The following is a 26,518-nucleotide window of genomic DNA, read 5'->3' as shown; positions in this document are numbered from 1 at the left end:
GGCGCTCGGGTTCGGCGAGCGCCCGCGCGAGGAGTTCGTCGGAGGGCGGCGGCAGCGGGTTGCCGGCGGCTCGCTCCTCCTCGCGCAGGGCGCGGCCGAGGCGCCGCAGGTCGGCGGGGTCCATTCCGGCGAGGGGCGAGGCGAGCAGGATGAGGGCGGTCTCGGTGTCGAGCCAGGGGGTGTCCTCGCCCTCCTCCGGCGCCTGCGGCCGGTGCGCCTCCGCGGTGGCCACCGCTCGCAGGGCCGTCAGCAGGGGTGCGACCGCCGGTTCGTGCCGCAGGGGCAGGTCGTCGCCGTCGACGTCCACCGGGACGCCGGCCGAGGTCAGGGCGCGGCGCAGGGTCGGCAGGGCGCGGGACCCGGCGCGCACCAGGACGGCCATGTCGGTCCAGGGGACGCCGTCCTCCAGATGTGCGCGGCGCAGGATGTCCGCGATGTTGTCCAGTTCCGTGCCCTGGGTGGGATACGTGTAGACCTCGACGCGGCCGCCGTCCCGTACGGCGGTCGGCGCGCGGTGGGCGCGGACCTTGTCGGCGGGCAGCCGGGGAAGCGGCATGCGCTGGGTGATCAGGCGGGTGGCGGCGAGCAGGGCGGCGCCGGAGCGGCGGGAGGTGCGCAGCACCGCCACGGGGGCGGGGCGGCCGTCCGCGCGCGGGAAGGCGGTCGGGAAGTCGAGGATGCCGTTCACGTCGGCGCCCCGGAAGGTGTAGATCGACTGGTCGGGGTCGCCGAAGGCGACCAGGTGGCGTCCGCCGCCGGCCAGGGCGTGCAGCAGGCGTACCTGGGCGGGGTCGGTGTCCTGGTACTCGTCGACGTACACGGCGTCGTACTGGGCGGCGAGCTGGGCGGCGACCTCGGGGCGGTGGGCGAGCAGGACCGCGCGGTGGACGAGTTCCGCGTAGTCGATCACGCCCTGCAGGTCGAGTACGTCCAGGTACTCGGCGAGGAAGGCGGCGGCCGCCCGCCAGTCCGGGCGGCCGATCCGGTGCGCGAAGGCGTCGAGGGCGTCCGGGCCGAGGCCCAGTTCGCGGCTGCGGGCGAGCACGGCGCGTACCTCGTCGGCGAAGCCGCGCGTGGTCAGGCAGGCACGCAGTTCGTCGGGCCAGCGCACGTGCGTCAGCCCGAGCCGTTCCAGCTCGGGCTGGCCGGCGAGCAGCTCGCGGACCGTGACGTCCTGCTCGGGACCGGAGAGCAGGCGCAGCGGCTCGGCGAACAGGGCGCTGTCCTGGTAGGCGCGCACCAGCGCGTAGCAGTACGAGTGGAAGGTGGTGGCCCGGGGTGCGCGGGCCGCGCCGATGCGCAGGGCCATGCGGTCGCGCAGGTCGACGGCCGCCTTGCGGCTGAACGTCAGCACCAGGATGCGTTCCGGGTCACCGCCGCGGGCGATGTGGGCCGCGACGGACTCCACCAGGGTGGTGGTCTTGCCGGTGCCGGGACCTGCGAGGACGAGGAGCGGTCCGGAGCGGTGGTCAACCACGGCGCGCTGAGCTGCGTCCAGAGGAGGGGGGCCCACGGCTGGCGGCGGGGTACGGACCAGCCGGTAAGCGCCACGACTCCCCTGCCGCACCGGGGAGTGCGGCAGGCGCCTGGTGGAGGAAGAGGAGCTCACGTGGTTGGCCGGTCCTGGTGGTCGTGCTGGTGGGCAGGCGGTCACATGTGCGAGGCGGTGGCCGCGGGGTGAGGGGGACGCGTGCCGCCGACGCTACGCCGCCGCCCCGGTCGGAAGCAGGACTTCCGCTTCTTCCCTCCCGGCACTGCGGCCACGTCGGCCCCTCGTCTCACGAACGTACGTCATGCCACGGACGTGCCTCGTGTCCCCCGTACGGGTTACAGGTGCTCCCAGGCGGTGTCCGAGGGTCGAAGCTGTCAGGTGTGATGTTCCGCGCCCGTGCCGCCGTCCCATCGGGCCCGCCGCATGTCGAGCCGCGGCAGGTGGCCCTCCGCGGTCCTGCTCGCCTCCTTCAGCGGCGTGCCCTCGGCGTGGTACTGCGCGAGTGCGCGCAGCTCGTGCCCGGGCAGCAGCACCCCGTCGGACCGTACGACGCGCCACCACGGGACGGCGCCGCCGTAGAGGGCCATCACACGGCCGACCTGGCGCGGTCCCCCCTCCTCCAGGAACTCTGCCACGTCGCCGTACGTCATCACGCGCCCCGGCGGAATAAGCTCGGCTACCTGAAGGACCCGCTCGGCGTACTCCGGCAGGGCGTCCGGGTGGGTCTCCCGGGCGTTTTCGGCAGGGCTCTGCTCGCTCATTCGCCCCATCCTGCCGCACCCCGCCGACATCACGGCGCGGAGCGCAGGCACCGGCCCTCTCGCCCCGGGACGGCGCTTCCGGCAGACTGTGCGCCCGCGCATCCGCACCCTGATGCCCGCGTGTGTCGGTGGGGCATGCCACCATCGTGCGGGCGGTGACTGGTGATACGAGACCAAGAAGAGACCATGAAACAGCAGGGCGTGCACCCCGAGGGCGGGGCGGGCACCCCTGACGGCGCCGCACGCCCCGGCCCCGCCGGCACGGGCAGCGCGGACACCGGCGCGCACCAGGGAAACACCGCTCCGGGCACGGCCGACGGCACGCACGCGCAGGGGGACCACGCCGTGGCTCAGGACAGGGACGGCGCCCGCGGGCGCGAGCAGGACCCGGCCGTCACACGCGCGCGTGACGACGACTCCGCGGCCGAAGTGGAGCACCTCCCGCAGACGCCGTCGGCCGACCGGGCCGCGGGCGCCGACGACGACCCGCACGCGGCGCAGCTGGAGAGCGACGAACCGCTGCTCCCCGCGCGCGTGCACCGCCCCCCGGACCTCATGCGGCTCCTGGTGGGCCTGCTCGCCATCGCCGTGCTGCTCGCGATCGCCGCGTTCGCGCACGGCACCACCTCGGGCCTCGAACAGGACATCAACAAGGGCACCGGACAGGCCCCCGACCTGCTGATCAGGTTCGCCGGGCTGGCATCCAGCATCGCGATCCTCCTCGTACCCGTCGCCTTCGCGATCGAACGGCTGATCAAGCGCGACGGGCTGCGCATCGCCGACGGCGTCCTGGCGGCGGTCCTCGCCCACGGAGTGACGCTCGCCACCGACCTGTGGGTCGCCCGAGCCGCCCCGGGCTCGATCCAGGAGGCGCTCACCCAGCCCTCGCCGGGCGACGTCCACGCCCTGACCGACCCGGTGCACGGCTATCTGGCACCCGTCATCGCCTACATGACGGCCGTCGGCATGTCCCGCAGACCCCGATGGCGCGCGGTGCTGTGGATCGTGCTGCTGCTCGACGCGTTCTCGATGCTGGTCACCGGCTACACGACCCCCTTCTCGATCATCCTGACGGTGCTGATCGGCTGGACGATCGCCTACGGCACCCTGTACGCGGTCGGCTCCCCCAACGTCCGTCCCACCGGTCAGACACTGATGGCCGGCCTGAGGCACGTCGGCTTCCACCCGGTCAGCACGGCCCGCGAGGAGGTCGTCGACAGCGAGAACGGCGACCGGGGCCGGCGCTACTTCGTCACCCTGGAGGACGGCCCGCCGCTGGACGTCACGGTCGTCGACCGGGAGCAGCAGGCCCAGGGCTTCTACTACCGGGCGTGGCGCAATCTCACCCTGCGCGGCTTCGCCACCCGCTCCAGCCTCCAGTCGCTGCGCCAGGCGCTGGAGCAGGAGGCGCTGCTGGCGTACGCGGCGATCGCGGCGGGTGCCAACGCGCCCAAGCTCATCGCCACCTCGGAACTCGGCCCGGACGCGGTGATGCTCGTCTACGAGCACACCGGCGGGCGCACGCTGGACTCGCTGCCCGACGAGGAGATCACCGACGAGCTGCTGCGCAACACCTGGCAGCAGGTGCGCGCCCTGCAGTCGCGGCGTATCGCGCACCGCAGGCTGGCCGGTGACGCGATCCTGGTGGATCGTTCCGGCAATGTGATCCTCACCGAGCTGCGCGGCGGCGAGATCGCGGCCGGTGACCTGCTGCTGCGCATGGACGTGGCGCAGCTGCTCACCACGCTGGGCCTGCGGGTCGGCGCCGAGCGCGCGGTGGCCTCGGCGGTCGGGGTGCTCGGCCCGGACGCGGTCGCCGACTGCCTGCCGCTCCTGCAGCCGATCGCCCTGACCCGCTCCACGCGCGCGACGCTGCGCAAACTGGCCCGGGAACGCGCCCAGCGCGAACGGGAAGCGGTTCTGGAAGCGTCCCGGCAGGCCAGGCCCGTCCGGCCGGAAGGGGCCGGCGAAGACGCGGAGGCCCTGCGGAAGGCCGACAAGAAGGCCGTACGCGCGCAGGCACGGGCGGAGAAGCGGGCCATCGACGAGGCCCTCGAGGAAGCCCGTGAGGAGGACCTGCTCACCCAGATCCGCCACCAGGTGCTGCGGATCAGGCCGCAGGCGCCCGTGGAGCCGGCCCGCCTCGAGCGGGTGCGGCCGCGCACCCTGATCAGCTTCATCGCCGGTGCCATCGGCGCGTACTTCCTGCTGACGCAGCTCACCCACATCGAGTTCGGTCCGCTCGTCGCCAACGCCCAGTGGGGCTGGGTCCTGGCGGCCGCGTTGTTCTCGGCGCTCAGCTATGTGGCGGCGGCGATGCAGCTGGTCGGGTTCGTGCCGGAGCGGGTGCCGTTCCTGCGGGCCGTGGCGGCCCAGGTGGCCGGCTCGTTCGTGAAGATCGTGGCACCGGCCGCCGTCGGCGGTGTGGCCCTCAACACGCGGTACCTGCAGCGCGCCGGCGTCCGCCCGGGGCTGGCGGTGGCGAGCGTGGGCGCGTCGCAGTTGGCCGGGCTCGGGTGCCACATCCTGATGCTGCTGTCCTTCGGCTACCTGACGGGCACCGAGAAAACGCCGTCCCTGTCACCGTCCCGTACCGTCATCGCGGGTCTGCTGACGGTGGCGGTTCTGGTGCTCGTGGTGACCTCGGTGCCGTTCCTGCGGAAATTCCTCGTCACGCGCGTGAGGTCGCTGTTCGCGGGTGTCGTGCCCCGCATGCTCGACGTGCTGCAGCGGCCGCAGAAGCTGGTCACCGGCATCGGCGGCATCCTGCTGCTGACGTTCTGCTTCGTGATGTGCCTGGACGCCTCCATCCGGGCGTTCGGCGACGGCTCGACCTCGCTGAGCATCGCCAGCGTCGCCGTGGTCTTCCTCGCCGGCAACGCGCTCGGGTCCGCGGCGCCCACCCCGGGCGGCGTGGGCGCGGTGGAGGCCACCCTCACCGTCGGTCTGATCGCGGTCGGCCTGCCCAAGGAGGTGGCCGCGCCGGCCGTCCTGCTGTACCGCCTGCTGACGCTGTGGCTGCCGGTGCTGCCGGGCTGGCTCGCCTTCAACCATCTGACCCGCAAGGGCGCCATGTAGCAGCGGGCGGCGGCGTACCTCGTACGGCCCGCGCCCCGAGCGGGTCGGCGCGCACGCCCCCAGGATGGAAGCATGGCCACTCCCTTCCGGCTGCGTGCCGCTGTCCTGACCACGACCGCCGTGCTGCTGGCCGCGCCGCTGTCCGCATGCGGCAAGGACACGCAGAACGCGGACCTCACGGCGCAGCAGCTGGACTGGAAGGACTGCTCCGCCCCGTCCGAGGCGGAGGGCGGCGGCTCCGCTCCGCCCCCGCTGTCGAACGGCACCAGGTGGGAGTGCGCCACCATGCAGGCGCCCCTGGACTGGAGCCGGCCCAAAGGGGACACCATCGGCATCGCGCTGATCCGCGCCAGGGCCAGCGGCCCGCCGAGCAAGCGGATCGGCTCGCTGGTGTTCAACTTCGGCGGTCCCGGCGGCAGCGGCGTCACCACGCTGCCCGCGTTCGGCGGGGACTACGCCACTCTGCGTACCCGCTACGACCTGGTCAGCTTCGACCCGCGCGGGGTCGGTCGCAGCGATCCGGTGGAATGCAAGAACGACGCCCAGCTCGACGCGTACTTCCAGCAGGACGCCACGCCCGACGACGCCACCGAACGCGCCCAGCTCATCGAGCGCACCAAGCAGTTCAACGCCGCCTGCGAGAAGAACTCCCAGCGGATCCTGCCGCATGTGCGCACCACCGACGCGGCTCGTGACATGGACCTGATGCGGCAGGTCCTGGGCGACGACAAGCTGTACTACTTCGGCATCTCCTACGGCACCGAACTCGGCGGCGTCTACGCCCATCTGTTCCCGAAGAACGTCGGCCGGGCCGTCTTCGACGCCGTCGTCGACCCGACGCAGAACCCCGAGCAGAGCGCGCTCGGGCAGGCCAGGGGCTTCCAGCTCGCGCTGGACAACTTCGCCGAGGACTGCACGTCCAAAACGACGGAGTGCCCGATCGGGGACACCCCGCAGGACGTCGAGGCCCGCATCGCACAACTGCTGCACGACCTGGACAAGAAGCCGATTCCCGGAATCGTGCCGCGGCAGCTGACCGAGACCGCGGCGACCAACGGCATCGCGCAGTCCCTGTACTCCAAGGACTTCTGGGAGTACCTCACCGAGGGCCTGGAGCAGGCGTACGACGGCGACGGCAGAATCCTCATGCTGCTGTCCGACTCGATGAACGGCCGCAGCGAGAACGGCGAGTACAGCAACATCGTCGCGGCGAACACGGCGATCAACTGCGCCGACCAGAAGCCGCGGTACACCGCCGACTTCGTCGAGCGGCGACTGCCCGAGTTCCGCGCCGCCTCCCCGCTGTTCGGGGACTACCTGGCCTGGGGCATGGTCAGCTGTACCGACTGGCCGGTGCCGGGCGCCGCCGACCATCCCGACGTCAGTGCGCACGGGTCGGCGCCCATCCTCGTCGTCGGCAACACCGGCGACCCGGCCACCCCGTACGAGGGCGCGAGGAAGATGGTGGAGGCGCTCGGCGAGGGCGTCGCCGTCGAGCTGACGTACAAGGGGCAGGGGCACGGAGCGTACGACAGCAAGAACAAGTGCGTGCAGGGCGCGGTGAACGCCTACCTGCTGGACGGGACGGAGCCGAAGGCCGGCAAGGTCTGCTCCTGAAACCCGGCCGCCACCCCGGAAATACGCAGATCGGCGAGTTATCCACAGGCTGTGATGGGCTCGGGCCGCTACGCCTACCATGGCCTGGACGCCCGGCGCGGCACGAAGCGAAGGGCCTGTGAGGGGGGTGCACATGGTGCGATTCCTGCGGTGGACGGCCGCCGTGGCCGCGGCACTGTTGCTGGCCGGGTGCGTCAGCTCGTCGGACGGGGGCGGGAACGAAAAGGGCGATGCGGGCGGGGGATCGAGCGCCGCTCCCCCGCCGGGTTCGCCGTCTTCGGCCACGGACCTGCCCGCCTCCCTCACCGCGCAGCGCCTCGACTGGCACCGGTGCAGGGCGACGGGGAACTCCGCGGCCCCGAGCGGCGACTGGCGGTGCGCCACGCTCAAGGTGCCGCTGGACTGGTCCAAGCCGAACGGAACGACGATCGGCCTCGCCCTCATCCGCGCGCGGGCGACCGGAGGCGACCGCATCGGCTCGCTGCTGTTCAACTTCGGAGGCCCCGGCGGCTCGGGCGTGTCGACGATGCCGTACTACGCGGCCACCGTCTCGAAACTCCGGGCACGCTACGACCTGGTGAGCTGGGACCCGCGCGGGGTCGGCGCCAGCGAAGGCGTCCGCTGCCGCAGCGACCGGGAGATCGCGGCAGCCGAGGACGTGGACGCCACTCCGGACACCCCCGCGGAGGAGAAGGCGTATCTGCAGGACGCCGCCGACTTCGGCCAGGGCTGCCGAAAGGCCGCGGGCCCGCTGCTGGCCCATGTCTCCACCACCGACACCGCGCGCGACATGGACCTGATGCGCCAGGTCCTCGGTGACCCGAAGATGCACTACTTCGGCATCTCCTACGGCACCGAACTCGGCGGTGTGTACGCGCACTTGTTCCCGGGGCGGGTGGGGCGGCTGATCCTGGACGCGGTGGTCGACCCGACCGCGGACACGGTGGGCCACGCGGAGAACCAGGCCCGCGGCTTCCAGCGGGCGCTGGACGACTACCTGAAGTCCACCGGGCAGGCCCCGGCACAGGGCTCGCGGAAGATCGCGGACCTGCTGAAGCGTCTCGATGCGAGGCCGCTGCCCACGTCGTCGGGACGCAAGCTGACCCAGACCCTCGCGGTCACCGGGATCGTCCTGCCGCTGTACAGCGAGGCCGGCTGGCCGAGGCTGACCAGCGCCCTGGCGTCCGCGCAGAAGGGCGACGGCTCTCAACTGCTGGCGCTCGCCGACGACTACAACGAGCGGGACTCCGCGGGCCATTACGGCACGACGTCCCACTCCCAGCGGGTCATATCGTGCCTGGACGACAGGCAGCGGCCGACGGTCGCCGAGACCAGGCAGAGGCTGGCACGGTTCGAGCGGATCTCGCCGGTCTTCGGGGACTACCTGGGCTGGGACACCGCAGGCTGGTGCCACGACTGGCCGGTACCGGGCCAGTCCGACACCCCGCAGGTGAGCGCACCGGGCGCGGCACCGATCCTCCTGGTCGGCAACACCGGCGACCCGGCCACGCCGTACGAGGGCGCCCGCAGGATGGCCGACGCCCTCGGCAAGGGCGTCGGCGTCGAACTGACCTGGAAGGGCGAGGGCCATGGCGCGTACGGCAACGGCAGCGACTGCGTCGACTCGACGGTGAACGCCTACCTGCTCGACGGGACGGTCCCGGAGGACGGCAAGGTCTGCTCCTGACGCCACCGTCCACCCGCCGCGCCCTGAGGCGCGCCGCGCCCACGGGCCGCGGCCCCGGGTGGCCGTGGCCGACCGTTTCCGGCCGGCGACGCCAGAAGCCCACGGCACCCGAGCAGTTCGGAGCCGTGGGCCTCGTCAGCCTCGCTGGTGGGCGGGAGCCGTGGTCAGTAGACCGGCAAGTCAGGCGGTGTGCCGTGTGACCTGCCGCTTTCCTCTATGGACCCTCCCCGTGGGCCGTCGTGGGGCCGTCATCGGTGTCCTGGCCGTCCGCGAAGGCCCGGTTCACGGCCTCGCGGGTCCGCTTCTCGCTGCTGGGCATCAGGTGCGTGTACGTCCGGAGTGTGAAGCCCGGATCGTGGTGGCCCAGGTACTCGGACAGGGCCTTGATGCTCTCGCCCGCGTCGAGGAGGACGGAGGCGTAGAAGTGCCTCAGGGCGTGCATTCCGCTCGCCCGGCCGAGAGGGACGCCCGTTGCTTCGAGGGCTGGGCGCCAGGCCCCGCGGTTGAAGTCGTTGCGGTTGAGGGGGCGGCCCCGGTCCCGGTGGAAGATCAAGGACGCAGTCACTGGCGGCCCGTCGACAGCGCGCCAAGGCAGCGTCACGGAGGCCGGCGGATGTTGGCTGATGTGCTCCTCGATCGAACGAGCAACGCTCTCGGGCAGCGGAACCGTACGCTCCTTGGCTCCCTTCGGCGGCGCGAACACCGGCCGGTTGCGGATGAGCTTGACCTGCCGCACGACGTGAATCACGCCCTCGATGAAGTCCACGTCTTCCACCGCCAGGCCCAGCACCTCACCCTGACGCAGGCCACATCCACCGGCCAGGTCCACCATGGGCCGGTACTGCTCGGTCAGCGCTGAACGAACCGCGAGAACGCGTTCGCGCGGCCAGGGGACAATCCGACGAGGGTCGAGCTTCGGCGCGCGGACAGACGAGGACCGGCAGGGGTTCTCGGGGATCAGGCGGTCGTCGACGGCCGCTGTCAGCATGGTGGAGAGGTTGGCGAAGATCACCCGCTGATAGGCGGGCGCCACTCCCCCGTCATGCAGCTTCCGCAGCCACTCCCGGATGTGCGTCGGTCGCAGTGAGCCCAGTGTGCGGCTGCCCAGGTAGGGCAAGACGTGCAGGCGGATGCGCTGCTCAGTGCCCACGAAGGTACCGGGGTCCATGGTGAGCGAAGCCAACCACCGTTCCGCGTGCTGCCGAACGGTTACGCGTCCGGCCTGCGGGTCGATGTACTGCCCGCGCGCCATGTCCGCCTCGATCTGCGACAGCCACTGCTCAGCCAGCCGCTTCTGACGGTCCGGGAAGCTCTTGGACTTCTCGGTGCCGTCCGGGCCAATGTAGCGGGCGCGGTAGCGCATCCCCGTGCCGTATCGGTCGGTCTTGACCTTGCGCGTCTTGCCGTCCGGTCCGACCTCAGTCTTGTACCAGCGGTCTTGAATGTGCCCGGCCATCAGGCGGCAACCCCTTTACGCTGGGAATCCACCCACGCCCGTACATCCACCGGGTCGAACCGAAGGTGCCGGCCAACTCTGAATCCGCGAGGACCGGTGCGCTTGCGGCGCCACTGGTAGACGGTCTCGACACTGGGAAGGTCGAACATCGTCACTAGGTCTTCCGGCGTGAGGTACCGCTCGGGCAGAACCCGCTGAGCGGTCGACGCGTCCGCAATGGCGAGGCGACGGTTATCCATGGGTGGGCTCTCCTTCCGTTCCGGGGGCGGGTTCGAGGGATGCGGCAAGCCAGGCTTCGGCGTCGGACAGGCCGGTGCCGGCGAAGACCCAGTGGGCGAGGACGTACGTCGTCCCGGTCTGCGGGCCGTTGGCTGCTGCGGCTTGTGCGCGGCGCCATTCGGCGCGGGCGTCACGGAGGGCGCCGAGCGTCGTGGAATAGCGGCGGGACTTGGTGGAGAAGTGGCCGCGGAAGCCGAGCATGTGGGCCCAGGCGCGCAGGCGGAGGTGTTCCAGGTCCTTGCGCGCGCCGAGGGTCCAGGCGGTTCGGATGAGGCGGCGGGCGTGGTCACTGATGTCGAGCTGGGCGAGTTCGGCGGCGAACTTCAGCGGTCGGTCCAGGGCTCCCGTCGCGGTCTCCGCGCCCTTGGTGGCGTACTTGGCGATGTACGCCGCTACGGCTCGCTCGGTCAGCTCCTGGCCGTCGTTGAAGTCGGCGGAGCGGATGGTGCGGACGTCGAGCTGTCGGCCGAAGGCGAAGGTGTGGGCGCGGCCGTCGATGACCGGGCCGTCGACGCGGACCTTGCCAGCGGCGGCCTCGATGGCGTCGGTGAGGAGTTCGGCCGTTGCCCATGGCGGGGGCGGGGTGTCTCCTCCGCTGGGGCCGTCGAGGCGGATGACCGCGTGGAAGTGGACGGCTCCGCGCTTCTGGTACTCGGCGACCTTCGCGAAGGACACGCGGGCGTGCTCGCGGAACCGGCGCTGCGACAGGCCCGCCCGCTTGGCGACCTCTCGGCGCAGGTAGACGGAGAAGCGCCGCCAGAGCTGCCCGGCGTGGGCGTTCCAGAGGACGGCCGCTTCGTAGTCGTAGGTGTCCGGGTCGAGCGGGGTACCAAGGGCGTCGTCGTCCTGGTCGTGGTGGGTGCCGCAGCGGCAGGGGCGGCCGTCGGTGCGGCTGTTGTGGACCGGGCCGAAGCCGGGGGCGGTGAAGGTGGCGAAGACGCGGGGGTGGGCGGCGACGTGTTCCGGGGTGCCTTTGCCGCCGCGCAGTCCGGCGGTGATGAGGTGGAAGGTGTCGCGGCGGTAGACCTCGGCGCAGGCCGGGCAGCGGGTGGTGCGGCGGTTGTTGCAGCGGACGAGGAGTTGGCCGGCCGGGAGGGCGGTCGAGTCGAGGTGGTGGAGGACGCGGCCGACTTCACCGGTGGTGGTGTCGATGTCGTACTCGGTGCGGTGGCCGTCGAGGCGGATCGGGTTGGTGCAACCGCCGAGCCCGGAGAGCTGCCGGAGGATACCGGGCAGGGTGCCGCCTTCGGCCAGCCTTGCGAGTTCCGGGAGCGGGGGCGGGGTGGTGCGGGTGAAGATGGCGATCTCCTTCTGACTGGATCGGTCAGGAGCGATGGCCCGGGGCGGCCGGATGCTTGGCCGTGTCGTGGCCGCCCCGGGTGCGGTTCGGCTGGTCAGCGCCGGTACTGGTCGCGGAGCAGGGAGCGCACGACGACAGCGGCGACAGCCACGGATATGGCCGTGACGGCGACGGCGGTCAGGAGCGCGGTGAGGACCACCCCGGCGACGAGCACCGTCGCGACCGTTTTCTGATCCACGGGCAGCGACGGGAGGCCGCGCCGGACGGGAGCCGGGTCGGTCGGCGCGTGGGTGTGGGCGGGCGGCGGGGTGGGGCTGTCCGGGTACTTGGGCAGGAACACAGCGGGCGTCTCCTTATCTACTCGTCTAGGTATGTGAGCCGTTTACGACGCTCACGCCGGAGCGCGTGCCGGACTCGATGGCGGGAGCCAGGAAGGTGTGCGAGAGCCAGAAGCCGAAGAGGGCGATCAGGACGACGATCCAGGTGCGTACTCCGAGGAACTTGATCGCTCCCCAGACGAAGAAGCCGAGGACGACGACGAGCGGCAGGCTGACGGTCACGGTTGTCCGGGTCCTTTCAGCGAACAGGGCAGCGGTGGGTGCGGGCAGCCAGTTCGGCGGCGGCGCGGCTGTCGTAGGCGGCGGAGAAGCCGCAGCGCGGGGCGGTGCAGGCCGCGGTGTGCTTCTCACGGCCCCGGCTGTCGTAAGCGGTGCCGACCTGAACGGGGCCGATGCGGGTGACGTTGCGGAAGCTGCGGTTGGCGGACACGGGGTCTCCTCTCAGAGGTGGGCGGCGATGGCTTCGGCCATCGGGGCCGGGACGCCGAGGCGGGCGCGGAGAGTGGGGGTGTCGATTGGGACGCCGGTACGTGCCTGGTGCTCGGCGGCGACCTTGCGGGCGTGGTGGACCAGGGCGGACGGGACGGGTACGGGCGAGGGCTGCGGTGGTGCCTCGATGGCCGGTTGGGCAGGTGACTCGGGCGCGGTTTCGGGCTCGTCCTCCTGGTCCTCGATGACCTCGGGCTCGGAGTCCGTCTTGGGCGCGGTGTGAGCGAGGAGGGTCCCGCCGAGGAAGGCGATTGCGGGCCAGCCCGCGACGAGGATCCGCAGCCAGGCCGGGACGTTGCCGAGGTCGAGGAGGCCGGCGGTGGCGACGTTGGCACCGAGGGAGGCGGCGAGCGCGATGACGAACCAGCACCAGGCCGCCGCTTTGCCGTGCCCGGAGCGCAGTCGACGCCAGGCGGCGACCAGCAGCAGGTCGACGGAGACGGGGTAGGCCCACGCCTTCCATCCGTCCTGTCCGGCGGCCACGGCGACGTCGTGAAGGTGGGCGAAGGACAGCGCGGCAGCGATGAACGCCTGGACGAGCACCGCGTCGACGCGGGCCAGGTGGGCACGCATGATGCGGCTCCTTCCGGAGTCGGGCAGGGGAAGGTCAGTCGGTGACCGGGTGCGGCAGGACGACCGGCCGCGTGCTCTCGACCGGATGCTCGGGCACGTCGGGCCGGAAGGGCTTCAGGGCGGGGAGGTCGGGCACCAGGTGGGCCGACTCGCGGCAGGTCTTGGCAGCGTCGCCGAGGGAGAGGTACGGCGTACGGATGCGGGACCAGCCGCCGGAGGTGTCGCCCGCCACGGCCAGGCCAGGCCGTTCCGGGGCGATGGAGCAGGCGGCGGAGACCGCTTCGGGGGCGATGTCGCCCAGGGCCATCTTGGCGGACGCTTCGTCGTTGACGCGGTGGCAGACGCGGCCGGTGAGCTGGGCGCGGAGCATGGTGGCGCCCTTGCCGAGTTCGGCGCCGAAGCGCTGGCCGCACACTTCCAGGTAGATGCCGGCGGCGCGGCCGAGCTGGGCGAGGCGGATGAGCTGGGTGACCATCTCGTCGCGCCGTTCCTCGTCCTTCTTTGTGGCGACCATGAAGAGTTCGGCCACCTCGTCCACGAACAGCACTACGGGCACCGGGCGTTCGTGCTCGGGCAGGCCCCAGATGTCGGAGGTGATTTCCTCGTCCGGGGTGCCGGGGGCGATGCCCTGTCGGGCCTTGATCAGGTCGTAGCGGTCCTCCATTTTCTTGACCAGCACGGGCAGCAGTTCAGCCGCCTGTTCCGGGTCGGTCGCGAGTGCGGAGAGCCGGGGCGCGAAGGGAGCCAGCTCGACACCCCGCTTGCAGTCGATGCCGACGAGGGCGACCGGCTGAGGAGCGAGTCCGGCGATGAGGTGCCGCAGGTACATGGACTTGCCGGACAGCGTGGCACCGAGGGTGAGTTGGTGGGGGATGGTGCGGTAGTCGCGGACGAACGGCGTGGCGTCCTCTCGCAGTGCGACCGGCACCTTCAGGAAGCCGCCCGCGATCTTGCGCGGCATACGCACCCGCCGTAAGACGTCGTAACCCACGAGCCGCAGCTCGACGACCCCCGGCTTGACGGTGGTGACGTACACGGCGTGAACGCCCCACGCGTGCCGTAGCCGTTCGGCCGAGGCGGCGACGTCGGCGGGTTCCTGGCCCGGCGCCAGACGGAGGCGTATCCGCAGCCCGGTCGTGGTGGGCCGGATGAGGCCCCGACGCGGCGGTACGGGGCGAACCTCGCGCTGCGTCATGGCCTTCACGGCGAGCACCCGCAGCCGGGAGGGTGCCACGGTCAGGCCGCACCCCTCCATGACCGAGCCGTACGAGCTGAGCAACCGGACCGTGGACACCGGCAGACCGACCGTGGACCAGTACGCCGCCGGGTGCTTCGCCCGGGCGTAGGCGGCCCCGCCGCCGAGTGCGGCGACAGGACCACCCACTTCCAGAAGCGTCGTCAGGCCGGACATCAGGCGGCGGCCCCGGTCGCGGCCGGGAAGGCAGCCGGAGTGACAGCGGCAGCGCGGTAGGCGATGCCGTGGCGCTGCTGGCCGTTGAAGACGGACTCCCAGGGCCGGGCGACGAGGCCCGGCAGCGAGACCGGCGCCCCGAGAGTCAGCCCCTCGGAGATGCCGCCCTCCGGAACAGTGACCTTGATCAGCGACGACTCGCCGTCCTCGATGTAGACGACGCCGATGGTCATCAGCGCCTCACCGCTGTTGGCGTCCTTGGCGATCTCGCCGGTCTGCCGGTCGCGGACCTTCGGCTCGGGGGCCTCGGTGAGGAGGATCGTCGCTCCGGAGGTCTCCACGCGGATGGTGCGCAAGGCACACTCCTATCTACTCGTCTATACAAGATGGGTTCTGCGAATCCCTTGATCGGGATCGCGTACTCACCTTGCCACACAACTTGCCCACTCGTCTATACGAGTAAGCGTGTTGGGGTGTACGAGTTCGGAGAAGCGTCCCCGCGCACCACCGCAAATCGTGATGATCAGGTCGCAGGAAGCTGGTACGACAGGACGTACGCGTCCGCCGCCATCACCGTGTCGCAGACCTCGACGGCCCGACCCTCGGTGTCGAAGGCCGTCCGGATGAGGTGGATGACCGGCACGCCGGCGGCCAGCCGGAGCGTCTTCACCTCTGCGGGCGAGGGCATCCGGGCGCGGATTTCTTCCTCGAAGTGGTCGAGGCGGTGACCCAGCTCTTCCAGGCGGGCGTAGATGCCGCCGGGGCCGGGGTTGGGCTCGGCGATAGGGGTGCCGCGGGCGATGTCGAGCGGGAGGTAGGAGGTGGCGAATTCGACCGGCCGCCCGTCGAGGAGGTACCGGCGCCGACGGGCGAGGACGCGCCGCACCGAACCGAGCCGGGTGGAGATGTCCTGGCTGGCCTTCTCTTCCTTGACCTCCAGGCTGTCGACCGTGGGATGGCTGCCGGCGGCGTCGGCCTCCACGATGAAGGCGGACTTGCCCTGCTCGCGGTGCCGCCGGGCGAACCGGTCGGAGGCGAGTCGGCGTACCGGGGGACGCGGCCGGACGAAGACGCCCTTGCCGTGCTCGGCGTGCACGAGTCCCTCGCCCGTGAGGATGGAGAGGGAGTTCCGGACGGTCATCCGGGAGACTCCGTAGTGCTCGACAAGCTCGGCTTCGGAGGGCAGCTTCTCGCCCTCGCGGAATCGCCCACGGTCGATGGCCTCGCGCAGCTGGTCGGCGATCTGCCGGAAGACCGCACGATCGCTCGTGGGGTCGAGATCACCGAGGAGGCCCGAAGGGAGAGGGCTCACGTGAGTACTCCTTTAGGTATCTAGACGAGTGGGCGAGTGTTGTTGCTACGGTGGAGAGCCTAGCCAGCCGAGAGGGCCGAGGAACGTGAGCACTGAACGCCCGCACTCCGTGAGCGTCGCCGGGGTCGTCGTGGACGACCAAGGCCGGGCCCTCCTGATCCAGCGCCGGGACAACGGCCACTGGGAGCCGCCGGGCGGCATCCTCGAACGCGAGGAGACCATCCCGGAAGCCCTCCAGCGCGAAGTCCTCGAAGAGACCGGAATCAAGATCGCCCTTCCGGCGACCCTAACCGGCGTCTACAAGAACATGAAGGGCCTGATCGTCTCGCTGGTCTTCCGCTGTGAAGCCGCCGACGGTGTGCCCACCACCGGTGACGAGACCCGCGCACTGCGCTGGGCCACCCGCGAAGAGGTCACCGAGCTTGCCGACGAGGCGTACGCGATCCGAGTCCTGGACGCACTCGACGCGACGACTCCGCCGGCCATCCGCGCCCACGACGGCGTGAAACTCGTCTAGCCCGAACCCGCTGCACATGGCGGCCTACCAGCACGAAGGAACTTGTATGCACGAGTATACGAGTACAGCTCGGGTCTGGGGACTGAGTTGCCCAGGATTCCCCGAAGAAGTGAGCCGGGCCCGCCGCTGGACGCGCGACATCCTGCGCGGCTCCCCCTTAGCCGAAGACGCCGAACTGATCGTGAGCGAGTTGAGCGCGAACGCGATCCTCCACACGGCCAGCGGCCGGGAGTACGGCAGCTTCCACCTGGCGGTCGCGGTCTCCGCTCAGGTGGTGGCGGTGTCGGTGACGGACGACGGCGGTACGGCCACGGCCCCGAAGGTCGGGCACCAGGACCAGGACGCCGAGCACGGCCGCGGGCTGGGCATGGTCAGCGCCATCGCCCACCGGGTCGTCGTGCACGACAGCGACCAGGGCCACACGGTCACCGCGGAGCTGTACGCGGACGCCCGCCTGGGAGGCCACCCATGCTGAAGCCGTCCCAGTGGGGCTACTGGTGCGAGTGCTGGACCGAGGACCTGACCGAGCAGTGGGGGCCTGCACTGCTGGCATCGTTCGACGCCTACTCGGCACCCCAGGCAGACCGTTGGGTAGCCGTCGCACTCCGCACGATCTCACCAGCCCTGGACGCGGACGCATCCGACGAGGCATGGGAGTGGCTGTACGAGGGTCGCATCGAGACCCGACGAGCCTTGCTGCGCGCCGAACCGTGCACGGTGTCAGTGACCCACGCCAAGACCCGCATCACATGGACGATCCGACCGGTGCTCTTCCTGCCACTCGCACACCGCCAGGCAGCCGAACTCCCAGGGTGCGCGTACGACTTCAAGCCCCGCCCGACGGACTGAGTTACAACTTTCTCTACTGGTTCAAGGCGGCTCGCTCCGCTCCCCGCGCGCGGCCCGGCCCCCGGCCGGGCCTGCGCTCATGTCTCCGCCCCGCTCCAGCCCGGCCGGCGCCCGTACCGCGCTCAGAGCAATCAGCCACCTGATGCCAGAGAAGGGGTATGTCGTGGCTGGGGCGGTCGGCTACACGGCTTTACGGAGCCACTTTGGCGCGAGCCTCGAAGATCATGGCCCCAACGTCGTGCTTTACCGGGCAGGTCCACAGACTGCCCGACGCGCCGGAAGCTTACGGGGCCATGATCACTCACGCCAAAGCAGCGCCACCCCAAAGCCGTTCCGCCGACCTCGCGTTTCCGCCAGCACGCCTATCCACCCGTTTAGACACTCGTGGCATCATCAATGAGGCCGTACGGCGGCTTCTGAGGGTCACCGGAGAAGCGAATACACACGAAGGGTTCGACTGCTGTCGGCGGGACGTTGTCTACGACAATTACCTGAGCGCCTTCACCCGCACCACTCAACCAGCGCCTAAGGTGAGCATAGACCTTGTTTACAATAAGGCCAGCCACAGAGTCACTGATTTCGGCGTCACTCGACTTTCGACCTTCCGGCGCCAAGTTCTTTTGTGGGCTATCAATGAGAAGGAAGCCTGGGTGCCGACCTTCTTCCTCATAAGCGAGTTCGAACAGCGTAAGCTCCCAAGCGAGCGCGAGCAGAGTCAAAGCACCCGATGACCCTACACGGTCATAGCGAAGTTTTCTAACGTGAGGAATCAGTTGTCGATCGATCTCGGCATCCGAAAGCTTTGGAAAGCCGAAGTCAGCAAGGATTTCACCAAAACGCCGCGAAAGTCCATCCAGGAGATCTTCTCGACCCCTTTGATTCTCTTGAATCTCCCTCAGTCTCCTATTGGCTTCGGCGAGCCTACCCGTCAGCAGATCTACATGCTGAGCCTTTGTCTCTACAGACTGCAGCATCGCTCGCTGCTGCGCTACCGTGTTTTTCGCCGCTTCCGCATCGCTAACCGCCTTGGCAACCCTATCCCTTTCAGCCAACAGCGGAGTCACGGCTTCTCTGGTAACTGAGTCCAATTGGCGTTGGAGAGAGAGTGCAATCGCGTCAGACTCACTGCTCACTTTCCGGGCATGTTGAATTTCTGTCTCTACTTTCTCGATATACTCCTTGAGTTCATTAAGACGGCGTTGGGTGCTCCTCAGCTCCTTACTTATATCGACATCCTGTGGTTCTCCCTCTACCGGCTGCTTGTAGCCATTTAGCCCGCCAGTCTGAGATCCATCTTTTACGGAGCCGAGGGCGTGATGCACCAAGCCTGGAATGTGCGACCTACATAGGCTGCACTGGTCGCCCTCAATAGATACGGGGGCGTCGAGTTCAGTCGCACAAGCCGGGCAAACGCTGACGCTTAGAGGATCAAACAGTCTCCTAGCCTCAACCAGCATCGTCAGTTTTCGGACGTCATCAGCGTATTGGGCACGCAGGGGTACGAGCCGCCTGAGCAAGGTTTCCCTATCCCTGAGGCGAGCGCCGGCCTCGCGCGCCTCTTGCGAACGCGTCAGGTATTCGTCGCGCAGCTGCGCTGCAAAGGAGGTTCGCTCCACGGCACGCTCATCGAGCTGAGCAAGATCTCTCTGCGCCCGCCGCAAGGCGGCTTCACACTGCTCTGATCGCTCTTCCAATTGAAGAGGACCTGTGATGCCCTGATCCCGGAGGAAGGCCCAAAGCGCTTTGCTCCCGGCCCTCTCTTCGGCGAGCTCTGCGCGTAGTTGATTAATCTGCTCGCTGAGCGCCGATCCAGCCTCGTCGTAGATGCCGAACATTAGGTCTACGACCTGACGGAGCTTGTTCGCCTTGAAGGGGTGATGCTCAAGCGTGAGATTCTTATTGTCAAGCCGCGTATTGGTCAAAAACCATAGTGGCGCGAGATCCCTGAAGCTCAAAGCGTGAGTGACGGAATCTGCCTTCGTGGGAGCCTGACGGAGACGGATTCCGTCGAGCCCACAAAGTTGTAGCAAGAACTTCGAAATATTGTCCTCTGCCGAGATATCTACCGACAGCAAGCGAGGGAAACCGGTGGCTTCCTCAAGAGTCCCACTGAAGACGCGCACCGAATTGGCACTACCATCGATCGATCGCTCTAGGACGTAATGTGCCTCCCGGAACCCCCAACGAATAGCGTCGGGAGAATCAGCGAGAGATGTGATATCTACAGTCGCGTCTGATTCGCTCTCGACCTCAGGGACGGGCTCGTAGGCCATAATCCCGAGACGCGCTGTGTGAACACCCTCTACGACCTCGATATGCTCTGGGTGCTTACTCGCCCCCAGGCAGTAGTCAATGAATTCGAGGATTGTCGTCTTACCTGTAGAGATCTGTCCGGCAATAATCGAGAGAGGATTAGGATTTCCCGACCCATCTGAAAAATTTACAAGATAGTTTTTCCGGTAGCCTCGCAGCTGAATCCCTAGGATACGGATACCGAACTCGCGCATTGTCGTCTCCTCGCGATAACGCTCTTAATTGCCATACAGATCAAGCAGTGCAGGATCCGCACGTAGCCAAGTACGGCAGTTTTCCTGGAGCTTTTTATCTGAAAGGCGATGCAAGCGGGTCCCGATCACCTCGGCGCTGTTACGATACGAGTCAGCATAAAGGCTGCATAGTTCATGTGCCGTGGCGACCCCTTTAGGGGTAATCGCAAAGGTTCTAAAACCCTCTTTAACCTCCACTTTCGCCAGTGCGTACGACACTAGGAGCGACAGATCGTGTTGGATCCTAGAACGGCGCGTTGCGAAGCGTTGCCCGGGTGAGGCATAGGTAATAGGTTTCGCCGCGAAGCCAGCTAGCACTAGTCGCTTGTAGGCGGGATCGTCCTCATCAATAATTAGGAAAGGATTAGCGGCAAAGAAGTCCAGCATTCCTAGACGATCTAGCCCCACCGACCACCCATTGGAGTGAATTACCTCAAGCAGCAGCAGTAGCTGAGCGAGCCGGAAAGCAGGGTCATCCTCGGGCCGGAAGGCTGGCTCCAATCCATCTTTGACCTGACTGTCATTCGACATCACGATGCTTCACCTTCCTTCTGTTCTGCCATATCTCCGGTCATTGCATCACCGCGGGATGCGCCCGAAGGCATCACCGGTGTCCCGGAAGTCGCGTGCTCAGCATGCTGCTTGGCTATCTGTTGGAAGTCGCGAACCCAGCCAGCCCTGCCATCGTTGACCCGCTGATGGACGAGTCCGAAGGCATGAATCAATCCGCAGCTAATCACCTTGGGCAGAGCTGGGTGATGCTCGCGTACTGCATCCATCACACGCTCATAAAGCCCCGGAGGTTGTCTCCCAGGATGCACCTGGAGCGCACTGTTGAAACGTTGTGACCATAGAGACGCTATGACAGCGCGAGAGTCCACGAGGGCCGATATCTCTTCGGGTACGGCTTTATCTGCGATCTCTCGGCTAAGAATTTCAGCGTTGAAGAACTCTTCCTTCGCCTCATCGCAGGCAAACATGCCGGCTTCGTGCATTTGCCGCACAAAAAGCGCGCCGTCGTAACGTTCCGGGTCTTCCAAGGTCACTACTGGCCGAGTTGGCACAGCAGGCACAGTGGCGATGGCATTGAAGTACTGTTCCCGAACGGCTCTGGCATCCTCTGCTATCAACAGCCTTCTCAGCTTAGCTTCATTCCAAAGGTCGATGACGACTGAGTCTTCACCTTCCTTCTTCTTCTTCCATTTTTTCCACCATTGCTCGTTAGGTCCGTCGAAATTGCATGGCATGCAAAGCGTCCACGTGGCCAACGTGTAGCCATGTTCCTTCGCTGACTTCAGTGCACTTTCGTATGCCTCACGAACTTGAGATTGCTGGGATTTATTAAAACCATCTATGAAGTACTTTGACTGCCAAACGGATACCTCGTCTTCGAAGAGCTCTCCGACATAAGCGTCAATTCCCCAGTCTCCAGGGTTCGCTTCGACCGTAGAAACTTCCGGATAGCGGACCCCGACCAGGTCTTGAATCATGCGCTCAAAAATTGCTCGGCCGCCATCGGTGGAGGCAGCTCTGACGCGCAGGATGTTGAAATCGATGAGCCCGGAAGACTGAAGTGAAACTTGCATTATCGGCATCACTCGCTTCGAACAGACGGCAACGGACATACATCTTTTAGCTCATCGATACAGACAGTGTGCCACGTTGAACCTATCGTGACTATAGGCTCAACGACGTTGCAGTCCCTAGAACTTCAGCCTGACCCGCACGCGCATGCGGCTTGCGTGCGGCACCTTCGCCCTGGTGAGCGCCCGAGCAGTCCGTGCACGAACGCAACCGCCCAAGCTGAGCGTCTGGGCAGCCTGAGTGGATGGCTGAGTACGCGCGAGGGTGCTGGATCGAGTAGGGCGAGCCGTGGGCCCTGGACTCGGCGCTCATCTCTAAACTCGACCTGCCGCTGAACCTGGAACAGAACCGCTACAACGCGTTCCACGGCCGTCTCAAGGACCTTGGGGGCCGAAGCCCGCCAGCTGGCACGGGAGTTGCCCAACGACGCGTAGGCCGGCGGGTTGACATCAGCAGGTGACATCAACGGCGCCAGACGTAGACACCCATGCACGGCCCAGGGCGTGCGACCCAACCACGCACTGACGCCGCCGGGCGGGGCCCGGATCGAACTCCTAATGCGGGTGTCAACGTCTCTGCCCAGGAACCGGCTGTACTCCTGTCGGCGCCAGCGCCGCGCTGCCAGATCAACTTTCGTCACCGGCGTGCCCCGTTAGGCGATGGACGCTACGCAAGGAGCAGCCAACGAAGGTCCGTCGTCACTACCGAACGCACGCCTGGCTGCCTGACCAACGCGACCCACAGCTTGCCGCCTGGCATCGCCTGCGGCATTTACCGCTTCGGTAGTAGCCTCATCGATGCGTTCGGCACGTGCCGCCGCGAACTCGCGGTCAAGGCTCCAGCGAGCCTCAGTGGCAGCGACAGCTACGCTACTGGGCCCCTCGACGCTCAGCACCGCTTGACTTCGGACCAGGTCAGACAACGCGTCTCGCGCCGCACTGAGGCGATCTTGGTACTCGTCGTTGGCTATGCCCGGTCGTCGGGTCTCTTGGATGAGAGCGGCGCAGCGGATGGCCGTCTCTATGAACTGGATACAGGCGCTCTTTTGCGTCGCCCGATCCTCCGCCGCCCGCCTCTCAGCATGATCCTTTGCTGCAACTTCTCGCTGTGCCTCCACTTGGTGACGCACGCCCCGGAGTGTCAACCAAGAGGTCATGCCCGAGGCCGCAAGTGCGGTGAGTGCCGCGATGATCGCGGTAAGCAGTGAGTCGCTCACCGATGCATCTCAGCAGAGATGCTTCTGCGGACGCAGAGGTTCGCCAAAAGGTGCGTCAGTGCGCGCGAAGCCGGGCCGTCCCTGGGCCGTCCGAGGCCACCCAACGCCAACCGACAACGACAGAAGCCCACGGCATCCGACGAGGTCAGAGCCGTGGGCTTCGTCAGCCTCGCTGGTCGGCGAGGCTGGTGATCAGTAGACCGGCTTGTGCGGTTCGATCTGGTTGACCCAGCCGATGACGCCGCCGCCGACGTGGACCGCGTCGGAGAAGCCCGCGGACTTCAGGACGGCGAGGACTTCCGCGCTGCGGACGCCCGTCTTGCAGTGCAGGACGATCTTCTTGTCCTGCGGGAGGCCCTCGAGGGCGGTGCCCATGAGGAACTCGTTCTTCGGGATCAGCCTGGCGCCCGGGATGGAGACGATCTCGTACTCGTTCGGCTCGCGGACATCGATGATCTCGATGTTCTCGCCGTCGTCGATCCACTCCTTGAGCTGCTTGGGAGTGATCGTGGAGTCGGCGGCCGCCGCCTGGGCCTCCTCGGAGACGACGCCGCAGAAGGCCTCGTAGTCGATGAGCTCGGTGACGGTCGGGTTCTCGCCGCACACCGCGCAGTTCGGGTCCTTGCGGACCTTGACCTGGCGGTACTGCATCTCCAGGGCGTCGTAGATCATCAGGCGGCCGACCAGCGGCTCACCTGTGCCGGTGAGGACCTTGATCGCCTCGGTGACCTGGATGGCGCCGATGGACGCGCACAGCACGCCCAGCACGCCGCCCTCGGCGCAGGACGGGACCATGCCGGGGGGCGGGGGCTCCGGGTAGAGGCAGCGGTAGCAGGGGCCGTGCTCGGACCAGAAGACGGAGGCCTGGCCGTCGAAGCGGTAGATGGAACCCCACACGTACGGCTTGTTCAGCAGCACGCAGGCGTCGTTGACCAGGTAGCGGGTCGCGAAGTTGTCGGTGCCGTCGACGATCAGGTCGTACCGGCTGAAGATGTCCATCACGTTGTCGGCCTCGAGCCGCTCCTCGTGAAGGATCACGTTCACGTACGGGTTGATGCCCTTGACGGTGTCACGCGCGGACTCGGCCTTGGAGCGGCCGATGTCGGACTGGCTGTGAATGATCTGGCGCTGCAGGTTCGACTCGTCGACCTCGTCGAACTCCACGATGCCGAGGGTGCCCACGCCCGCGGCGGCCAGGTACATCAGCGCCGGCGAGCCCAGGCCGCCCGCACCCACGCAGAGCACCTTGGCGTTCTTCAGCCGCTTCTGCCCGTCCATGCCCACGTCGGGGATGATCAGGTGGCGGGAGTACCTGCGGACCTCGTCTACGGTGAGCTCAGGAGCTGGCTCGACCAGGGGTGGCAGCGACACGGGGACTCCGTTGGTCGGTCAATCACTACGGTTGTTCTTGTGGTAACACTGCCACGCCCTTCTTCATTCCGAGACACCCGTTCCGATGCGCGAGACGATTTCGTCCCAGTAGCCGGGCATGGTCTCCCACGGGTCGGTGCGGCCGCGCAGATCGGAGCGGTCCGTGAAGTAGATCGTCGCCGCACCCTGCCAGCGGGCGATGCGCAACGCCTCCTCCAGGTGGCCGCGGGGGACGCCGTGCACGAAGTGGCAGAACCGGTCGGGCGGGTAGTCGGCGGTCCACTCCGCAACCTGCGACCAGCGGTAGTCGGACCAAGGGCCGGAGAAGGTCACCAGCTGGTCGGCGTTCTCGGCGTAGGACGGGTGCGGGTGGCGGCCGTGCCCGAGGACGATGTGAGCGGTGTCACTGATCGTCCGCAGGGTGGTGATCACCCGCCGGACCTCGGGGAGCGCGGCACGCTCGGTGGGGCAGCGGGCGAGGAGGAATCCGTCGGCCCGGTACCAGTCGAGGTAGCGCTGGGCATCGGCCAGCAGATCGCCGAAGCCGCGCATCCCATGGGTGAGGTCCAGGTGGCCGAGGACGCGCACGCCGGCGCCGCGCAGCCGGCCCGCCGCCTCCAGGCAGTGCGGGTCGGGGCGGGTGCCGGGGCCGCCCGCCACGTTGAGCACGACCCAGTCCAGCGGGGTGCCGGGGCGGGCGAGCGCGGCCCACTCCTCGGGCGCGACGAGCGGGTGGGCGTAACCGGGGACGCCGAGGGCGGTGCGCAGGCCGGTGCTCGTGCCGCCCGGGGTGGTGCTGGTCAGATGCGGCATGCCGCCTCCATCCAGATGTCGGCCAGGGACTCTTCGAGGTTGATGCGGGGCCGCCAGCCGAGCCGGTCGCGCGCGGTGCGCACGTCGGCCTGCTGCCAGCTGCCGCAGCCGTCCGGGTACGGGTACGCCACCGGAACCGCGTGCTCGGCTTCGGCGCGCGGGTGCCCGATGGCGCTGCGCAGCGGGCCGGGCGGCGCGTCGAGTTCGTGCATGGCGCCGCCGTACCCGGCCACGCGCGCGAGGACGGCGGCGGCGTCGCGGAGGCGGACGGCGCGGCCGGAGCCGATGTTGATGACGCCCTGCGCGGCGGAGAGCGAGGCGGCGTGCACGGCGCGGGCGACGTCGCGCACGTCGACGAAGTCCCGCTGGACGCCGAGCCCGGCGAGCTTGAGTTCGCCGTCGCCGGACTGCATGGCGCGGCGCATGGCCTCGGCGAGGCGGCCGAGCGGGGAGCCCGCCGGGGTGCCGGGCCCGGCCGGCGAGAAGACGCGCAGGACGACGGCGTCGAGGCCGGAGCCGAGGACCAGTTCGGTGGCGGCGAGTTTGCTGACGCCGTACGGGCCGCCCGGGCGGGGCACGGCGTCCTCGGCCGTGGACGAGCCGGGCTGGCTGGGCCCGTACTCGGCGCTGCACCCGATCTGCACCAGCCGGGCGCCGCAGCCGCTGCGGCGCAGGGCCTCGCAGACGGTGGCGACGGCGACGGTGTTGTGCCGGGTGAGGTCGCGGGCGCCGCCGCGGGTGGCTCCCGCGCAGTTGATGACGACTCCGGGGTGGACCGCGTCGAGGAAGCGGGTGAGCGCGCCGGGGCTGCCGGTGGCGAGGTCGAAGCGGACGTCGGCGTCGTCGCCGCGGCCGAGCGCGGTGAGCTGGACGGCCGGGTCGGCGAGCAGGCGGTCGGCGACGAAGCGGCCCAGGTATCCGTTTGCTCCGATCAGCAGGACCCTCATCGCGCGGCTCCCGGGGTGTGCGCGCCGGCGGAACGGGCCGGCGCGAGGGCTCGTGCGGCCGCTCCGGCGGCTCCGGTGGCTCCGGACGCTCCGGGTCGGGAGGTGGTCATCTGGTGTTCTCCTTCATGGGGTGGTGCCGATGCCTGTGGGGTGCGCCGGGCGCCGCGCCTCCGGCCGGCGCACGGCGACGTCACGCGCCGCGGGCAACGGCGGCCCGCTGCCGCGTCGTTCACTCGGGGGCTCCCGTGGGCGCGTGGGCCGACGCCCGGGTGAGGGTGCGGCCGGCGTGCAGCAGCAGGGCCAGGGCCGCGGTGCCGCAGGCCAGGGCTGGGACGGCGGCCTCGCCCCAGACGTCCACGAGCGTCCGCACGGGCGTCGCCAGGAAGCCGCAGCCGGGCAGCCGACCGGCCAGGAGCAGGGCGGGCGCCGCCGCCTCCGCGCAGGCGGCGGCACGGAGGGCGACGGCGGGGGCGTGCCGGTGCCGGCGCACGGTGAGCAGGCGCGCGAGCAGGAGCAGCGCGCCCAGGCCGACGGCCTGTGGGTAGGCCGCGGATTCGCGCAGCACCGAACCGCACAGCAGGAGCAGCGCGGTGAGCGCGCCGAGGAACAGGGCGAAGACGCCGAGCAGCAGCGGTGTGGCCGCGGCTGTGAAGTCCTCCAGGCCCCGGCTGCCGGCGAGCCTGCGGCGGGCGCCCGCGCCGAAGAGGTGGGCGCACCAGGCCGCGGGAGCGCAGGCCAGGGTGAGCGCGAGGGCGGGCGCCGTGGCCGTGGGCCAGGAGGCTCCCGGGGTGCCGGTGGGCAGGGCGTCGGGGCCGCCGGTCACCACGGCGTGGAGGAGGCCGTCGCCGAGGAGTGCGTAGCCGAGCAGCCAGAGCGTCGACA

24 protein-coding genes and 1 pseudogene are annotated in these 26,518 nt (G+C 68.8%); 6 read left to right on the top strand and 19 right to left on the bottom strand.

What is annotated here, in order from left to right:
* Positions 1–1,609, bottom strand: a 1,609-nt coding sequence (locus ACLU3S_RS22365; RefSeq protein ID WP_413953703.1) for an ATP-dependent helicase, incomplete at its 3' end; no start/stop codon positions are given.
* Positions 1,610–1,866: 257 nt separating this feature from the next.
* Positions 1,867–2,262, bottom strand: coding sequence for an MGMT family protein (locus tag ACLU3S_RS22360; RefSeq protein ID WP_413953702.1), 396 nt, complete (start codon positions 2,260–2,262; stop codon positions 1,867–1,869).
* A gap of 177 nt (positions 2,263–2,439) precedes the next feature.
* Between ACLU3S_RS22360 and ACLU3S_RS22355 the strand changes: the two genes are divergently transcribed.
* The 3 genes from ACLU3S_RS22355 to ACLU3S_RS22345 all read left to right on the top strand — a co-directional run bounded on the left by ACLU3S_RS22355 (position 2,440) and on the right by ACLU3S_RS22345 (position 8,635).
* Positions 2,440–5,331 carry a lysylphosphatidylglycerol synthase domain-containing protein gene (locus ACLU3S_RS22355; RefSeq protein WP_413953701.1) on the top strand — a complete coding sequence of 964 codons (2,892 nt, stop codon included), beginning with the start codon at positions 2,440–2,442 and terminating at the stop codon, positions 5,329–5,331.
* Between the two features lie 72 nt (positions 5,332–5,403).
* A complete protein-coding gene (locus ACLU3S_RS22350) occupies positions 5,404–6,948 on the top strand; it encodes an alpha/beta hydrolase (RefSeq protein ID WP_413953700.1) in 1,545 nt (514 codons plus the stop codon).
* A gap of 133 nt (positions 6,949–7,081) precedes the next feature.
* Positions 7,082–8,635, top strand: a complete 1,554-nt coding sequence (locus ACLU3S_RS22345; RefSeq protein ID WP_413953699.1) for an alpha/beta hydrolase — start codon at positions 7,082–7,084, stop codon at positions 8,633–8,635.
* A 214-nt stretch (positions 8,636–8,849) separates the two neighbouring features.
* On the opposite strand, the gene ACLU3S_RS22340 is transcribed toward ACLU3S_RS22345, so the two are convergent.
* From ACLU3S_RS22340 to ACLU3S_RS22295, 10 genes are all read right to left on the bottom strand, one after another.
* A complete protein-coding gene (locus ACLU3S_RS22340) occupies positions 8,850–10,091 on the bottom strand; it encodes a tyrosine-type recombinase/integrase (protein WP_413953698.1) in 1,242 nt (413 codons plus the stop codon).
* Positions 10,091–10,330, bottom strand: coding sequence for a helix-turn-helix transcriptional regulator (locus tag ACLU3S_RS22335; protein ID WP_413953697.1), 240 nt, complete (start codon positions 10,328–10,330; stop codon positions 10,091–10,093). Before ACLU3S_RS22335 ends, ACLU3S_RS22340 begins: the two co-directional genes overlap by 1 nt.
* Complete coding sequence (locus ACLU3S_RS22330) at positions 10,323–11,624, bottom strand: replication initiator (RefSeq protein WP_413953706.1); 1,302 nt, start codon at positions 11,622–11,624, stop codon at positions 10,323–10,325. The genes ACLU3S_RS22335 and ACLU3S_RS22330 overlap by 8 nt, the downstream gene beginning before the upstream one ends.
* A 140-nt stretch (positions 11,625–11,764) precedes the next feature.
* A complete protein-coding gene (locus tag ACLU3S_RS22325; protein WP_413953696.1) occupies positions 11,765–12,010 on the bottom strand; it encodes a SpdD protein in 246 nt (81 codons plus the stop codon).
* Between the two features lie 25 nt (positions 12,011–12,035).
* Entirely contained in the window at positions 12,036–12,230 is a 195-nt protein-coding gene (locus tag ACLU3S_RS22320; RefSeq protein ID WP_413953695.1) for a hypothetical protein, read from the bottom strand.
* A 16-nt stretch (positions 12,231–12,246) separates the two neighbouring features.
* Entirely contained in the window at positions 12,247–12,438 is a 192-nt protein-coding gene (locus ACLU3S_RS22315) for a mobile element transfer protein (protein ID WP_413953694.1), read from the bottom strand.
* 11 nt (positions 12,439–12,449) lie between these two features.
* The gene (locus ACLU3S_RS22310) at positions 12,450–13,070 is read right to left on the bottom strand and encodes a DUF2637 domain-containing protein (protein ID WP_413953693.1); all 621 of its coding nucleotides are present in this window, start codon (positions 13,068–13,070) and stop codon (positions 12,450–12,452) included.
* A gap of 34 nt (positions 13,071–13,104) precedes the next feature.
* Positions 13,105–14,481: an FtsK/SpoIIIE domain-containing protein gene (locus ACLU3S_RS22305; RefSeq protein WP_413953692.1), complete on the bottom strand. Its 1,377-nt coding sequence runs from the start codon at positions 14,479–14,481 to the stop codon at positions 13,105–13,107.
* The gene (locus tag ACLU3S_RS22300; RefSeq protein WP_030790247.1) at positions 14,481–14,837 is read right to left on the bottom strand and encodes a hypothetical protein; all 357 of its coding nucleotides are present in this window, start codon (positions 14,835–14,837) and stop codon (positions 14,481–14,483) included. The genes ACLU3S_RS22305 and ACLU3S_RS22300 overlap by 1 nt, the downstream gene beginning before the upstream one ends.
* Before the next feature lie 167 nt (positions 14,838–15,004).
* Positions 15,005–15,793 (bottom strand): GntR family transcriptional regulator, encoded by a 789-nt coding sequence (locus tag ACLU3S_RS22295; RefSeq protein ID WP_413953691.1) that lies wholly within the window; start codon positions 15,791–15,793, stop codon positions 15,005–15,007.
* Positions 15,794–15,902: 109 nt separating this feature from the next.
* Here ACLU3S_RS22295 and ACLU3S_RS22290 point away from each other — a divergent pair, with 109 nt between their 5' ends.
* Genes ACLU3S_RS22290 through ACLU3S_RS22280 form a run of 3 tightly spaced genes read left to right on the top strand, consistent with a single transcriptional unit; the run spans position 15,903 to position 17,159 of the window.
* On the top strand, positions 15,903–16,310 hold the full coding sequence (locus ACLU3S_RS22290; protein ID WP_413953705.1) for an NUDIX hydrolase: 408 nt from the start codon (positions 15,903–15,905) through the stop codon (positions 16,308–16,310).
* Between the two features lie 46 nt (positions 16,311–16,356).
* The gene (locus ACLU3S_RS22285) at positions 16,357–16,785 is read left to right on the top strand and encodes an ATP-binding protein (RefSeq protein WP_413953690.1); all 429 of its coding nucleotides are present in this window, start codon (positions 16,357–16,359) and stop codon (positions 16,783–16,785) included.
* A complete protein-coding gene (locus ACLU3S_RS22280) occupies positions 16,779–17,159 on the top strand; it encodes a hypothetical protein (protein ID WP_413953689.1) in 381 nt (126 codons plus the stop codon). The genes ACLU3S_RS22285 and ACLU3S_RS22280 overlap by 7 nt, the downstream gene beginning before the upstream one ends.
* A gap of 374 nt (positions 17,160–17,533) precedes the next feature.
* Here ACLU3S_RS22280 and ACLU3S_RS22275 read toward each other — a convergent pair whose 3' ends face one another.
* The 7 genes and pseudogenes from ACLU3S_RS22275 to ACLU3S_RS22245 form a co-directional block, all read right to left on the bottom strand.
* The gene (locus ACLU3S_RS22275; protein ID WP_413953688.1) at positions 17,534–19,666 is read right to left on the bottom strand and encodes a hypothetical protein; all 2,133 of its coding nucleotides are present in this window, start codon (positions 19,664–19,666) and stop codon (positions 17,534–17,536) included.
* A 24-nt stretch (positions 19,667–19,690) separates the two neighbouring features.
* Positions 19,691–20,236, bottom strand: a complete 546-nt coding sequence (locus ACLU3S_RS22270) for an ABC-three component system middle component 2 (RefSeq protein WP_413953704.1) — start codon at positions 20,234–20,236, stop codon at positions 19,691–19,693.
* Complete coding sequence (locus ACLU3S_RS22265; protein ID WP_413953687.1) at positions 20,236–21,330, bottom strand: serine/threonine protein kinase; 1,095 nt, start codon at positions 21,328–21,330, stop codon at positions 20,236–20,238. The genes ACLU3S_RS22270 and ACLU3S_RS22265 overlap by 1 nt, the downstream gene beginning before the upstream one ends.
* Before the next feature lie 1,367 nt (positions 21,331–22,697).
* Positions 22,698–23,876 (bottom strand): adenylyltransferase/sulfurtransferase MoeZ, encoded by a 1,179-nt coding sequence (gene moeZ, locus ACLU3S_RS22260; RefSeq protein ID WP_413953686.1) that lies wholly within the window; start codon positions 23,874–23,876, stop codon positions 22,698–22,700.
* A gap of 63 nt (positions 23,877–23,939) precedes the next feature.
* On the bottom strand, positions 23,940–24,689 hold the full coding sequence (locus ACLU3S_RS22255) for a spherulation-specific family 4 protein (RefSeq protein ID WP_413953685.1): 750 nt from the start codon (positions 24,687–24,689) through the stop codon (positions 23,940–23,942).
* Complete coding sequence (locus tag ACLU3S_RS22250; RefSeq protein ID WP_413953684.1) at positions 24,677–25,636, bottom strand: NAD-dependent epimerase/dehydratase family protein; 960 nt, start codon at positions 25,634–25,636, stop codon at positions 24,677–24,679. Before ACLU3S_RS22250 ends, ACLU3S_RS22255 begins: the two co-directional genes overlap by 13 nt.
* A gap of 229 nt (positions 25,637–25,865) precedes the next feature.
* Positions 25,866–26,518, bottom strand: a pseudogene (locus tag ACLU3S_RS22245) (hypothetical protein); the annotation flags it as partial.

This window comes from Streptomyces sp. AF1A (genome assembly GCF_047340315.1).
Classification (GTDB): domain Bacteria; phylum Actinomycetota; class Actinomycetes; order Streptomycetales; family Streptomycetaceae; genus Streptomyces.
This window is presented reverse-complemented; position numbering and strand designations above follow the sequence as displayed.